Consider the following 14269-nt stretch of genomic DNA (forward strand, 5'->3'; position numbering starts at 1 on the left):
CATAAAACAAAAAAAGCTCCGGGTTATCCGGAGCCTTTTCAAATAATATTTTATTAAAGATTATTTTTGTTTGAACTGAACACGACGGTTTAATACACGTCCTTCTTCAGTTGAGTTATCAGCAATTGGGTTGGTTTCACCAAAGCCTTTTACTTTCACTTTCTTAGCATCAACACCAGAGTTAACTAAGTAAGTTTTTACAGAGTTAGCACGGTCTTTTGATAAAGCGATGTTGTGAGCAGCAGTACCTTCAGATGAAGCGTAACCATCTATTTCTACACCTTTACCAGAAGCCCTAAGGTCAGCTGAAGTTGCATCTAACACAGGGTAAGATGAAGTGCGTAATACCGAGCTATCAAATTCAAACTGGATGTTTGAGTAAGCAGTACCTTTAACAGCAGTTGAATCAACAGCTGGTTTAGGGAATACGATAACGCAACCAGAACCATCAACAACGCTACCAGCAGCAGTACCTGGGCATTTGTCAAACTGATCAGCAACACCGTCACCGTCTGAATCTTTTTTCAGGTCGTTAACCGCAGTTTCTACGTTGGTAACACGGCCTTTTAAAGCTTCAACTTCCTGTCGTAAAGCTGCATCGTACAATTCATCATACATTTGAGCAACCGGGTTTACCCACTCTAAGTTTTGTTTTGATTTAGGACCAAAAGTGTACTCTAAACCACCGTAAGTATAAGAGTAGTGGCTAAAAGTAGGATAGGTGTGAGCACCGGAGAAGTTATAACCCTGTACAAAGCTAACAGTGTAACCTAAGTTTAAAGCTAACGCATCAGATAATCTGAATTTAACACCTGCACCTACAGGAGCAAATAATTCTTTCACGTTTTTATCACCGAATGGTAAGGCTACCGGACTTCCGCCAACAGGAGTATTTTCTTTAATTTTATACATATCTAAACCTAAACCGGCAGATGTATAAAAGTTAACACTGTTTTTGCGGTGTAAAAAGCTAACACTTGCAATGTTGAATACACCACTGATAGCTCCTGAATTGAAAGAAGTTTTATACTCGGTGATACCAAATTTCTGTGTTCCTTCTTTGTCGATACCGTGAACTTTACCACCTAAGTAGTCTAATTGTAAGCTAAAGGTGTGAGATAGTTGTTGCCTTAAGGTAACACCATAACCCAAATCAACTTTGAACTTGTTTGTAGTGTTAATAGTAAATGGAACAAGTCCGTCTGTAATACCAACGTTAACGCCGATACTAAAGGTGTTGTACTGACCAATACCGCCAAATACCTTGGCAGTAGAAGTTTCAGCCGAAGTTGTAGTTGCAGTTGTTGTGGTAGTTGTTGTTTTGGTGGTATCGGTTTGAGCATTAGCTATCCCTACAACCATCAAAGAAGCAAATGACAATGCGACTGTTTTCTTTAATGTAGAATATTTCATAGTTTATCGATTAATTGTCTTAGGGTAACAACCCTAATTGTTAAAATAATTAAGCTTATAACCTATTAATAAGAGAAAAGTTTTCGGTTGGAGAAAAAAAAGATTTTTTAATTATTAAAAAAAGAAACAAGGGTTGATTTTGAGGCTTTTAACGATAAAATTTGCCTGGTATTATGTGCCCGTTTAGTGGGTAATCCGCGGGATTTGCATGGCTACTAACTAAATAAATTATACAAAGAAGGCCGGAAGCTATTAATTACAGCGGCTGATGGTAAAACTAAGTTGAACAACTTTCCGCCGCAAAGCGCGCAGGTTTCGGTAATAGGTAAAGGCCTGGGAGCTAAACAGGTTAATCATCTTATTAATTTTGCCAACGCGGCCAGCTTTGATTGGCGAGACCGTAATGGAACACAAGGAGCGCCAAGCCGGTAACCAATGGTCGTTTCAACTTTACAGCAACAAAAGCCATTAAAAGTATCTGGGTAGCATCGCCTGATATTGATGGCCGCGCATCCAGGGCGGTAACTTTACACAATCCGGAAATTCGGCTACATTTACATTGCCCTTACTTAAATATTGGGATATGATTGTAGTGAAGTACCAGTAAGTACTACTGAAATTGCCCGGGACACCAAGCCGGAGGTTCCGGGCATAAAAATCAAAACATTTGCACTTCTGGCTTTGTTTCAGTAAGAGTTAATGTGTTGATTATCAGTAGTTATATTGTTCCATTCTGTGATTGTAAAAATATTTAATGTATTGATTGTCAATATGTAATGTGTTCATCCCGTTCAGGGTGTATCACCGTTCCGTATGGAACACTTAGCACATGTGGTTTAAACCAATAGTATAAACGTTAAATACCTTTTAATGAAATATTCAATTCCTGTAATTTTTAGTTTACTGCTCACAGCTGGCTACGTGAACGCGCAAAGCAGTAAACCCATTTACACATCAAAAGCATATACTGTATACGCCGATAGGGTGGTACAGGGTAAATACACAGCGAAGGCTATTTCAGCTACAGAGTTACAGTCCGACTATCAAAGCCCGGCCAACCTGTACAAGAGCCCCGTTATCGATTTCAAGTTCAGCATTAATGGTAAAGACAATGAACTGCCATCGGGTAACGATCATCATTTCAGCTGTATTGCCCAAGCTAATGAAACGCCGCTGATTAAATTTGGTGAAAGCGATGCCGATCATAAGGCCGTGCCGCAAGGCAGCTACCTGAAGCCCTCCACCAGTTTCAGGATCAGGTTGGATATGCGCGCCGTGTTAGATGCCTTTAAAAGCAAGGGGTATTACACCTGCTTTAATGGCGATAAAATATATAAGGCTGATTTTAAAGGAGTATATGTAGCCGGCAACACGGCGCCCATGATATGGGATTTCAATAATATCCATAACCGCCCCGAACTGGAACTGAAGGACCCTGATGGTGACGGTATCTATGAAACCACCCTGGTGCTGAACAAACCCCAGGATGCAAACAGTACAGCCTCGTCATGGAAAATGACTAAAGATGTAAGTGCTTTTCCGCAGTATCATTCGGGATACCGGATCAGCGACGCGCTGTATAACCTTGCTTTGGAGGAAATGCAAAACGCTGTTGAACCCGATAGCACCTTCCGCACCGGTAAGGAGTGGGGAGGGGTTTGGACGAGAGATATTAGTTATAGTATTATCCTCTCGATGGCTGTGCTGCAACCCCGGGTTGCGGTTTACAGCCTGATGAAGAAGGTGAAAAATGGCAGGATAATCCAGGACACCGGAACGGGCGGCGCTTATCCTGTATCATCAGACAGGATGATCTGGGCAGTAGCTGCCTGGGAGGTTTACAAAGTAACCGGCGATAAGGATTGGCTGGAAAAAGCTTACAGGATCATCAAAAAATCGGCTGCCGACGATGCGCTGAATGTGTACGATAAGGAAACGGGCATGGTGCGTGGCGAATCTTCGTTTCTTGACTGGCGCGAAGAAACTTACCCTAAATGGATGCAACCAGCGGATATCTATGAGTCGGAATGCCTGGGTACTACTGTGGTACATTACCAGGTGAACAAGGTGTTAGCCTCTATGGCCGGTTTGCTGAATGATAAAGCTGCGGCTAAAAGCTATACCCAACAAGCGGCGGGCATTAAAAAAGGTTTGAACAACCTGTGGTTGCCTTCCAAAGGATACTATGGCCAATACTTGTATGGTCGCAATTATAAAACGGTGTCACCCAGATCTGAAGCATTGGGCGAGGCCCTGGCTGTGCTATTTGACGCGGCCGACGCGGGTAAGCAGCAAATGGTGGTGAACAATACTCCTGTAAATGAGTTTGGCATTCCATGTATTTACCCACAGATCCCTAATATCTTGCCTTACCATAACAACGCCGTATGGCCCTTTGTAGAAACCTACTGGGCTATGGCATCGGCCAAAGCGGGTAATGAAGAAGCGGTTTTCAGGGCCATAAGCGCGATATACCGCCCTGCGGCGTTGTGGCTTACCAACAAGGAAAACTTTGTGGCCAGCAACGGCGACTTCGCCGGTACCCAAATAAACAGCAGCAATATGCTCTGGAGCCTATCGGGTAATATCGCATTGGTTTATAAAGTACTGTTTGGGATCCACTACAATGAGAACAGTTTGCAGTTAAAACCATTTGTACCCCGGGCACTGGCCGGCACACGCACATTGGATAATTTTAAATACCGGGGGGCAACGCTGAATATTACGATGGAGGGATATGGCAACCAAATTAAAAGCATGACTCTTGATAGTAAAGTTATAACCGATGCAATTATTTCCGCTGATCTGACCGGAAAGCATAGCGTCAAAATAGTATTAGCCAATAATGTACTAGCAGGTAAAAGCAATCTTAGTCCGGGTTACATCGCACCTGAAACCCCGATTGCGGTGTATGCCAAAGGCAAGCTTAGCTGGCCAAAAACAGCAGGGGCCGCAAGCTATCGTATCATTAAAAATGGGCAGCCTGTCGCTAATACTAAAACGACTGGATATGCGGTAAATGCCAATGAGTATGCCGAGTACCAGGTTATTGCTGTTGATACAAAAGGTGTGGGTTCATTTGCAAGTGAACCTTTACAGGTTGTTCCTGCCGGTTCGGTGCAAACTATTGAGGCTGAGGGTTCGGTTGATCAGTCGCCCCTGGCTTACCAGGGTTTTACGGGTAAAGGTTTTGTGGAGATCAGCAAAACGGTAAACATCAGTTTAAATATCGCAGTTAAGGTTGATCAAAATGGCATCTATGCCATTGATTTTAGGTATGCCAATGGTAACGGACCCATCAATACAGAAAATAAATGCGCCATACGCACATTGGATGTGGATAAGCATTTTACAGGTACCGTTGTATTACCACAAAGAGGAAAAGAGGAGTGGAGCAACTGGGGATATAGCAACGTGGTTAAAGTAAAGCTTGGCAAAGGCATGCACCAGATCAAATTGCAATTGAAGGATGCCAACGAAAACATGAATGGTGATGTTAACCAGGCAATGATTGATCATGTACGCCTGATAAGGCTTACCGATCATTGATACATATTGATTTGAAATTGATATTTACTGATTGCCGTAAATTGAATATATAAACTTCATTTGTAATCAGAATCAGCGTGAGATTGAGCTGATATTAATATATAATTGTCCCGGGATGAGATCCGGGACAATTTTTTTATCTATAGGATATGATACCATTATATATAGGCCATCAAAGTTTTGCTTTACTATATATTGATGCTGTCGCCTATTTTAGGTAAATGCAATTTCAAACCCGATTGTTCGAATTTCTGGATTGCATCAGATTTATCAATTTTGATAAAACCGAAGGTATCATAATGCACACCCATCACCTGGTTTACGTTTACAAACTGGGCGGCTTCAATGGCATCGTTTACGCCCATTGTTAACATATCACCTATCGGGAATATGGCAAAGTCGAGACTGGCCCATTTGGGAATTAAGGTCATATCTAAAGTAAGGGCGGTATCGCCGCTGTAATAAAAATTACCATCATTGGTTTTAAAAACAAATCCACTCGCCACTCCTGCATAACTGCCATCCTGGAAACTACTGGAGTGTTGTGCAATAACAGCTTTTACCATTCCAAAATCAAATGAAGCCTGACCGCCCGGGTTTATGGGAAGCACATTTGTTAAACCTTGCTTAGTGAAATAATTATATAATTCAAAACTGCCAACAACTTGCGCACCCGTACGTTTTGCGATAGCTTCAGCATCAAGTATATGGTCGAAATGACCATGGGATACAAAAATATAATCGGCTTCAATCTCATTAATATCGATGTTTTTTGCCAGCTCGTTTCCCGTGATATAGGGATCAAACAAAATATTTTTACCACCTGCAACTACTGAGAAACATGAATGGCCGTAATAGGTAATTTTCATTTCTTTGGTTTTATTGTAAATGTATTAATTAGCGATGTGGGATATTAACAGGTAATTATGCACAGTAAACAACTGTTAATTAGATTGTTTTAATGTGGCTATATTTTATTAGAGATAAAAAAAGACGGCGCACATATTGCGCGCCGTCAAACTGGCTTTATCTAAATTAACGCAGGGATTTAAATGCTGCACGAAGTTCTTCAGCAAATATTTGCGGTTGCTCCCATTGGGCAAAATGGCCGCCATTGTTTGCTTCGTGGAAATAGATCAGATGAGGGTAAGCTTTTTCTGCCCAGGTTTTTGGCGCCTGGTAAATTTCACCTGGAAATACGCTTATAGCAACCGGGATTGTTATTTCATGTGTCCGTTGCTCAACAACATTGAAGTTATTGGTGCCATTTTCCCAGTAAAGCTGTGCTGACGAAGCCGCGGTATTGGTTAACCAGTAAAGGGTGATATCGTCAAGGATCTCGTCTTTTGTAAGTACTTTCTGGGCATCGCCTCCGCTATAGGTCCAGTCGTTAAACTTGTCTAAGAAGAAAGAAGCAAGGCCAACAGGCGAATCTGTTAAACTATAACCTATTGTTTGCGGGCGGGTTACCATGATGCCGGCATAGCCACCACCTTTGGTATATAAATAATTCATTGATTTATAAGCGGCTTTTTCCTTAGCTGAAAGTCCGGCTGGTTCAGGACCGCCGCTTTGAAGCGCTTTCGCTATATCAGCAGGTACGGTTGCAGGCATGTTTACGTGGATACCTAATAAACCTGCAGGTTTTTGACGGCCCATTGCATCAGCTACAACTGACCCCCAGTCGCCACCTTGCGATACATAATGAGTATATCCAAGGCGTTTCATTAACACATCCCATGCTTTGCCTATGCGGTCAGGACCCCAGCCGGTAGTCTTAGGTTTTTCAGAAAAGCCATAGCCGGGCATAGAAGGTATTACTACGTCAAATGCATCTGATGCTTTGCCGCCGTAAGCTTCCGGGTCCGTAAGCGGGCCAATAATTTTCAGGAGCTCAAATATAGAACCAGGCCAGCCATGTGTCAGGATGATGGGCAGGGCTTTTGGATTTTTAGAGCGTACATGTATAAAATGTATATCAAGTCCATCTATATGGGTTATAAACTGCGGCAGGGCATTCAGCTTTGCTTCTGCTTTACGCCAGTCATAATCTGTACCCCAGTATTTTACCAGGTTTTGGATCTGTTCCAGTTTCACGCCCTGCGTACGATCAGTTACAGTTTCCTTATCGGGCCATCTTGTTGCCAACACGCGCTGGCGAAGATCGGTTAGTGCCGCGTCAGGAATGTTAACGTGAAAAGGGCGTATCTGGGTAGAATCATTGCTGGCAGGAGCAGTCTGGGAAAAGCCTGTAGTGGCTAATAGTACAAGTACTCCGGTAATGCCGGTAATAATTGTACTGGCAAAGGTGCGTTTGTTCTTTTTCATTGCTTTAAATTTTTAGTGTTTTGAATTGTTGCCTCAAAAGTATCCTCAGATCAGGCTACGTCCTACCACCAAATAGTTTAACTGGACTAAGTTGGCCTTGAAGTAGTCATTTTTAAACCCGAAAACTTTTCAATTTAAATAGAGTTCCATATTATACCTGTTAGCTATAGCTGTTGTGTACGGATTGATTAAGAGCGACGGAGATGTTGTATACATAAACACCTTCTGGTGGTGGAACGACGCTTTTTAGAAAATTTATCTTTTCTGTTGATTTATATTGGCTGATGATTGTATTGCAGCTTTCGTAAAAGCTGTTTAACCATTTAGTTTAAAGAAATCTCCGCACCTTAGGGTTGGTTATTCAAGAACGTAGTTACCAGGAGATTATAGGGACAAAAATATCAATAAGCCATTAAAAATCATTATATTAAATGAATTTATGCAGATAGTGATATAATATCCTAAACAACCTGGAAATATAGTTTCGCTGTGATACTTCAGTGAATTTTTTAAGAAACAATTTGGGATAGGTCCTGATATATTTCGCGAGGAGATCAATTCCGATTTGGGTATCATGGGATTGCTACTAATTGATACTTTTGTGCCTGTTTTTATTTAAAACAGGTTTCCTTGTTATGAACAAAAGAATAAATATCAATAACCTTCAGCCCGGGGCGTTTGCGGCAATGGATGGTTTGGAAGACTACGTTAATCAAAGCGGTCTTGATCCTATCCTGATCGAACTGATCAGGAACAGGGTATCACAGATCAACGGTTGTACTTATTGTATGGATATGCACACGAAAGAGTCAATTAAATTGGGCGACACAGAACAGCGTATCAGCGGGCTAAGATCCTGGCGCGAAGCCACGGATTACACAGAAAGAGAACGCGCCTCGCTTGCACTTGCCGAAGAAATTACCAATATATCTCAGGGCGTTGCTGATGATACTTATAGTAATGCCGCCAAAGTGTTTGATGATGTTTCATTGGCACAAGTCATTATGGTTATTGTTACCATTAACGCCTGGAACAGGATTGTAAGAACTACCTATTAGTAGAGTACAGAACAAAGTCCGGACTCTACTAATTAGTACTTTTAAATTACATGAAAAGAAATCGTAGTTTCGATTGATAGCTCAAGCGACTGTCACCGCGGCTTACAATTCCAATATCGGGGCATCTTTTGTTTTTTCGAGAATGGCAGGTGGTAAAAATGGCCTGCCGCCTGTGGCTGGGACACAAGTGCCGGTGAATGTAGCTTTGGTCATCACCTTGCCGTTTAAAATAATGGACTGCTTAAAATGCAGCTTTGGCAGCCCGGCCTTATCGGCATATAAAGTACAGGTAACGGTAAAGTTATCACCCTTTTTTAATGATCTTAAAAAGCTGATGCTGTAGTTAGATAAAACCATAAATACCCCATTTTTTGCTTCAGTTTCAAAATCGAAGCCAAGTACTTCCCTGATATAATCATGCCTGCAATACTCCATATAAAATGGGTAAAATAGGCCATCCATAATTTCCTGCACATCTATGTGCTCTTCCTTTGCAATATAATTTTTTGAATATTCCGTTTGTATTTATTTAAAATGTAAGGGCGATATTTTGGGTTATTACTTTCATGGCAAAGCACAGTATATATAATATAGGTATATAACACTGTGCTTTTTGTTTATAATGCAAAGTTATTTATTACTCCCGGTTTTGTTATCCCCTGTACAGAGTTGTTACTTACCCAAAGAAATAATGAAGTCATTGGCTGTTGATGGCAGATATTTTTTGTCGCCGTAAGCAACGTAACCGAGTTTGCCTGCGTCGTCAATCACCTTTGGAAATTTCAGTGTTACATATCGCCGATAAAATGATTCATTTTCAAGATTTGCAACATTGCTAAATGCATTTTTGAATTTAGATAGTGGAACAGGCGCTACAGTAATGTCCTTTTCCTGATAAAAGCTTGACTTTGCAGGCTCAAATGAAGCTTTGCCTGCGCTCATATTACCAAGGCGAAATGAATTGAGGCGAAAGCCAGATCGTATGTTTGCTTTTAAAGACACGGCTTCTTCCGTGCAATTTAGTGTTTGGGGTGCGTAAGACCATTTCACTGGCGTTCCAACCTGGGCATAAGCCCGGATACAGAAAAACAACGCTATTGCTATTAAAAATTGTTTTTTCATGGTGATTGTTAATTTAAAATTTCCAACCCAATTGCAAGAATGCCTGCGGTTTACTGTTCATTTATTATGTCTAAAATAGGTAGGAAATAAATACAGACAATTTTCAATCTGGCGAAGACATGTTATCTTCATCTGTTAAGAATCCGGTGTTTTTCTTTTTTGGTATAACGCTTATCAGCTCGCAATCCTGGGGATTACTTTCAAAAGGAGCGCTTGTAACAAATGACATGGATAGCAATGAAATTAAACCGATAATTAACCTATTCTGCCCATATTTGCTGATTTTATTCATGATTCTGTTTGCGGTTAATAACTATTCCTTATTTTTCAACGGTTGGATTATTAGCCAGATCAGCTTTGGCAACTCCTAAAATTTCACCGTTGCTTTGGTCTTGTATCAGCGCAAGTACTTCCCAGTCTTGATTGTTGAATCCTTTTGGCAATGCTATTGTGGCACTTCCATTCCCGCTGGCGTTTAAAGGTTCATTCTGTAGTTTACGTACAATCTGCACGTGCGATAGCGTGTGTCCGGCGTTTTCACCACGCTCCACCTTGCTTTGTGCATTTTTTTGTACTACTGCAATCAATAAACTGCTGCCCTGTTTCGCTTTACTTGCATGGTATTGTACTTTAAGTTTTTCACCATCCGCCTGAGCCTGGAGCGTTAGTGTTGCACTTGGTTTGGTATTCAACTCGCCAGAGATTGCATTGCGAAGTGCAGATTCATCCGATCCTACAAATTCGGCTTTCCCGTTTACAATAACCTGGGGAGTATAAATTTGAACTCCGCCCAGCCAGCGTCCGTATTGTATCTGTCGGTTTGAAAAATCGGCGCTGCTGAAAATATCCTTCCATCCCAACCTGTTCCAGTAATCAACATGGTATGCCAGTAAATAGATGTCTTTCCCATGCGCTTCCTCCTGTATTTTCGCCATTAACTCATCAGCAGGTGGGCAACTTGAACATCCCTCCGATGTAAATAATTCTAATACTGCAAAACCTTTTCCATCAGCTTTTACAGTATCTTTTTTAGCAGTTGATTTATTCTTGCCAATAAAGGCCGAAAAGGATAATGCGGTTATCATAAAGCAAGTTATTAGTCCTAAAATTTTAATTGATTTCATGTTTTTTTCTTATTTGTTACACAAAACTATTTCAAAAGGGGGCGGTCGGTTAGTTAAAATTGGCCCAGTCGGGCATAGTTTTAGCTGAGGTAGACTTTTTTCATGCTGATCTGGTCACGCATAATTGTCTGGTCGCACAGCCATTGAAAACTATCCATTATATGGTAACAGTCTGTTTATCGCTTCGAATCTTCATGTATTATAGGAAGTTTAATTTTAAAGGACTCTTCGTTAATTTCAATATCAATTTTCAGGTTTAACAGATGGTTATAACGCTGGTTAATATTTTCGAGCCCCGTTTTAGTAGAAATCTCCGGAGTCTTTTTAAGCTGTAACTGATTTTCGACTATTATTTTTTCATTTTCAGTATACAGTTTAATGTTAAGAGGGCGATCAAGGGATACAACATTGTGCTTGATGCAATTTTCAATTAACAATTGTAGCGTAAATGGAGGAATCAGGGATGTGGAGTATCGGGGTTCAATGATATTTACAAGATTTATCCCGTCCTCAAACCTTGTTTTCAATAAAAACATATACGTGTTCAATATTTCAATCTCGTCAGATATTTGAATAAGGTCGTGCTTACGACTTTGCAAAGTAAATCTGTAAAAATCAGATAGTTTTAAAATGAACTCCACCGTATGCTCATCACCGGTTTCTACCATTGCTTTCAGGGCGTTCATATTGTTAAACAGGAAATGTGGATTCACCTGTTGTTTCAGCAGTTCGTATTGCGCGCCCAGGGCGTCCGCTTTGGTGCGCTCCAGCTCTATGCCTACCTGTTGATTTTGGTAACCTTGATACAACAGATGAAGAAGTGTGTAAAACGCCAGGTTAATGAGTATGCCCCTTACTTCAACCATTAGCACCTCTGATCTGAAATTTATACTTGAAAACATTAAATGCTGACCGTAAGCAAGCATAAACATAACCACCGAGCCAACCAAAATGCTAAATATGAGCGGCAGTATCGGTAATCTTTTGATTTTATGGTGCGGGTTATAACGCCGAAGTGTGTAGATGTGGTAATACCATACAAATAATGCAAACAAAAAAGTAGCGCCTGAATTCACCAACGCCTCCGCAATGCTAAAGTGCTGTGCGGCAATTTTAGGTACAGAGGCTAATGCGCCCATAAAAAGGGAGCTTAGCCAGATAATTGCCGGAGATATTTTATAGGCATTTTTTTTATTTGAATTGTTCATGATGATTGTGGAAATACCAGGGTTTTTAAATCAATGATCTGATTAATTTTATCCTGATGGTTAGTGATATTTTGGGCGATAAATAAACCTATGTTTCCTGCCCTTGGCCGCTTTGATAATTTCATAACTTTGATGATCGTTTTATACTAAGCTATGTTAAACAGATGCGAAAGGGTAGTAATTACAAGTTCAACCAGACAATTGAATTGCCTGAATAGACATTTCGAATCCTGAAGTGCCACGAACTGGCTTGCATTATTAAATCAATTCGCTACTTAACTATATTTGATCTTTTAATTGATATGAGAAAAAAACCATTTAAGATTTCAAATAAAATAATATGGCTGAGTTCTTTTTTCCTGGGTGTGCTTACTTCGGTTCCAAAAATTGCTGAACGTCACTTCAATCTTTACGAGGCACTTGTCGATTCAACCGTAACATGTTTATTTGCTGTTGTTACATGGTATTATAATATAATTACCCTTCCAGCCTACACTTCGCGGGATGTTGCCAATGGATTTTCAATTATACGGCTGCTTAAGGGTGTATTTTTTGGAATTGGGGTAATGTTTATTTTGGCCTGCATTCAGCAATTTTTGCTCTCGCACTTAAATTTTGGCCCGGTAATGCTAATGTTCGAAGTAAGAGGAATTCTGGTCAATATCATGTTTTACATGTTTTTGAATATGTTATATCAGAGTTACCAGAATCAGCAGGTAGGCATAGAGCTGGAGCGTACCAAATCAGACAATCTGGGCGCACAGTATGAACTACTTAAACAACAAGTAAATCCACACTTCCTGTTTAATAGTTTAAACACCCTGAAATACATGGTGGAGAGCAGTGATGAGCATACGGAGGAGTTTATATTAAAGCTTGCGGATTTCTACAGGTTCACCCTCGAAAGCCGAAAAATGGATCTGATCAGGCTTTCTGATGAACTCGAGATACTTGATGCCTATTTGTTTTTGTTAAAGGCGCGTTTTGAGGATGGTATTGATCTTTCCATTACTATTGATAAGGATTTCTATCAATCTTTAGTACCTCCTTTTACGCTGCAGCTCCTCATTGAAAATTGTATTAAGCACAATATTGTATCGTTGGATCGTCCCCTGCACATCCGTTTATATTCAGAAAAGGATTTCATTGTTGTTGAAAATCAGCTTCAGCTCAAAAAAACGCCCGAAGTTTCTACGGGAATGGGGCTCGAAAACATCAATCAGCGCTATCTGCATCTTTTAAATAAAAAAATAGAGATCCACGCCAGTGAAACTTTATTCACCATAAAACTTCCAATCATTTATGAAAATAATCATTATTGAAGACGAGCTTAAAGCAGCAAAGTCCCTGGCAAATCTGATTACTAAAATGAGGCCTGATGCCAAAATTGCGGCGCATTTCCAGAGTATTGAAAGTTCGGTTAATTACCTCTCTCAAAATGAGGAGCCAGATCTGATCTTTATGGATATTCAGCTTTCTGACGGCTTATGTTTTGAGATATTTAAGGCGGTTAAAATTCATTGCCCAATAGTATTTTGCACCGCGTACGGTGAATATGCAATGGATGCGATCAAGGCTAACGGCATTGATTATTTACTGAAACCTTTTTCTAAAGATGAATTACAGGAAGCTTTTGAAAAGGTTGAAAACTTTAAAAACTTTTTTCAGCAAAATACTCAGCCCGATTTGGATGGATTATTAAAGAAGATTGGGATGGATGAGGGTAAAAAGAGCTTTTTAGTTTTCACACACAATAAGTATATTACTATACAAACAGATCAAATAGCCTTTTTCTATATCAGGAATGATTCTTCCACCATCATGACATTTCATGAGGAGGAGTATTCAATTGTTCAATCGCTTGATCAGGTGCAGGCCCTGCTATCTTCCAAACAATTTTTCAGGCTTAACAGGCAATACCTTATTAATTTTAAGGCTATTAAGGAAGTAGAACATTATTTTGACAGGAAGTTATTTGTTAAACTTGTTATTCCCAGTCCCGATAAGTTATTGATAGGAAAAGAAAAGACAAGTGTTTTTTTAAGCTGGCTTGAAAGCAGGTAGTTTAAAGATCAAAGTAAGTGGGATTGTTCGCTGCTGAAATTTGTGATTTGAATGGGAGGGAAGTGTAACTCCAGCCAGCTGCTGAATACAGTAATAAAAGTGGTTGTTTTGCCGGCTTAAATTTTATTTTTTTTTAATTTGGAAGTTACAAATACAATCCTACCTTTGCAGCCCGCAAACGAGGAAGCGGGGAATGTTCTTAGAAAGGTTACTGAAAGGGTTTTTGAAGCAGGAAGAGGGAAAGAGAGAAGAAGGTAGCTTCAAAAAAAGATCAGATAAATTTTCGGAAAGTCAAAAAGTTTGCTACTTTTGCACCCCGCCGCTGAGGGAGAAAAGAGAGAAGGAAAAGGGGAATAAAAACTGAAAAAACGCTTGAAAAAATAAAAGCGAAAAAGGTTTTGGA

The 14269-nt window shown here is 40.2% G+C and carries 13 protein-coding genes; 5 read left to right on the plus strand and 8 right to left on the minus strand.

The genetic code is table 11. The features are described from left to right. Window positions 1-60 precede the first annotated feature (60 nt). Window positions 61-1413, minus strand: a complete 1353-nt coding sequence (locus Q0R88_RS10495) for an OmpA family protein (RefSeq protein WP_295715828.1) — start codon at window positions 1411-1413, stop codon at window positions 61-63. A 282-nt stretch (window positions 1414-1695) separates the two neighbouring features. Here Q0R88_RS10495 and Q0R88_RS10500 point away from each other — a divergent pair, with 282 nt between their 5' ends. After that, window positions 1696-1845 carry a glycoside hydrolase family 66 protein gene (locus Q0R88_RS10500; RefSeq protein WP_295715830.1) on the plus strand — a complete coding sequence of 50 codons (150 nt, stop codon included), beginning with the start codon at window positions 1696-1698 and terminating at the stop codon, window positions 1843-1845. 438 nt (window positions 1846-2283) lie between these two features. After that, window positions 2284-4962: a glycogen debranching protein gene (locus tag Q0R88_RS10505; RefSeq protein WP_295715832.1), complete on the plus strand. Its 2679-nt coding sequence runs from the start codon at window positions 2284-2286 to the stop codon at window positions 4960-4962. Between the two features lie 188 nt (window positions 4963-5150). On the opposite strand, the gene Q0R88_RS10510 is transcribed toward Q0R88_RS10505, so the two are convergent. Both Q0R88_RS10510 and Q0R88_RS10515 read right to left on the minus strand, forming a co-directional pair. Then, complete coding sequence (locus tag Q0R88_RS10510) at window positions 5151-5831, minus strand: metal-dependent hydrolase (RefSeq protein ID WP_295715834.1); 681 nt, start codon at window positions 5829-5831, stop codon at window positions 5151-5153. 166 nt (window positions 5832-5997) lie between these two features. Continuing rightward, on the minus strand, window positions 5998-7290 hold the full coding sequence (locus Q0R88_RS10515; protein ID WP_295715836.1) for an epoxide hydrolase family protein: 1293 nt from the start codon (window positions 7288-7290) through the stop codon (window positions 5998-6000). Window positions 7291-7925: 635 nt separating this feature from the next. On the opposite strand from Q0R88_RS10515, the gene Q0R88_RS10520 reads away from it, so the two are divergent. Continuing rightward, window positions 7926-8348: a carboxymuconolactone decarboxylase family protein gene (locus Q0R88_RS10520; RefSeq protein WP_295715838.1), complete on the plus strand. Its 423-nt coding sequence runs from the start codon at window positions 7926-7928 to the stop codon at window positions 8346-8348. A 102-nt stretch (window positions 8349-8450) separates the two neighbouring features. Here Q0R88_RS10520 and Q0R88_RS10525 read toward each other — a convergent pair whose 3' ends face one another. The 5 genes from Q0R88_RS10525 to Q0R88_RS10545 all read right to left on the minus strand — a co-directional run bounded on the left by Q0R88_RS10525 (window position 8451) and on the right by Q0R88_RS10545 (window position 11802). After that, window positions 8451-8822, minus strand: a complete 372-nt coding sequence (locus Q0R88_RS10525) for a thioesterase family protein (protein WP_366087086.1) — start codon at window positions 8820-8822, stop codon at window positions 8451-8453. Window positions 8823-9020: 198 nt separating this feature from the next. Continuing rightward, entirely contained in the window at window positions 9021-9470 is a 450-nt protein-coding gene (locus Q0R88_RS10530; RefSeq protein WP_295715842.1) for a hypothetical protein, read from the minus strand. Between the two features lie 103 nt (window positions 9471-9573). Then, on the minus strand, window positions 9574-9762 hold the full coding sequence (locus tag Q0R88_RS10535; RefSeq protein WP_295715844.1) for a hypothetical protein: 189 nt from the start codon (window positions 9760-9762) through the stop codon (window positions 9574-9576). Between the two features lie 28 nt (window positions 9763-9790). Further along, entirely contained in the window at window positions 9791-10555 is a 765-nt protein-coding gene (locus Q0R88_RS10540) for a DUF1223 domain-containing protein (protein WP_295715846.1), read from the minus strand. Window positions 10556-10770: 215 nt separating this feature from the next. Continuing rightward, on the minus strand, window positions 10771-11802 hold the full coding sequence (locus tag Q0R88_RS10545; RefSeq protein WP_295715848.1) for a histidine kinase: 1032 nt from the start codon (window positions 11800-11802) through the stop codon (window positions 10771-10773). A gap of 302 nt (window positions 11803-12104) precedes the next feature. Here Q0R88_RS10545 and Q0R88_RS10550 point away from each other — a divergent pair, with 302 nt between their 5' ends. Next, window positions 12105-13124, plus strand: coding sequence for a histidine kinase (locus Q0R88_RS10550; protein ID WP_295715850.1), 1020 nt, complete (start codon window positions 12105-12107; stop codon window positions 13122-13124). After that, complete coding sequence (locus tag Q0R88_RS10555; RefSeq protein WP_295715852.1) at window positions 13105-13866, plus strand: LytTR family DNA-binding domain-containing protein; 762 nt, start codon at window positions 13105-13107, stop codon at window positions 13864-13866. Before Q0R88_RS10550 ends, Q0R88_RS10555 begins: the two co-directional genes overlap by 20 nt. Window positions 13867-14269 lie beyond the last annotated feature (403 nt).

Source organism: Mucilaginibacter sp. (assembly GCF_025362475.1).
Taxonomy (GTDB): domain Bacteria; phylum Bacteroidota; class Bacteroidia; order Sphingobacteriales; family Sphingobacteriaceae; genus Mucilaginibacter.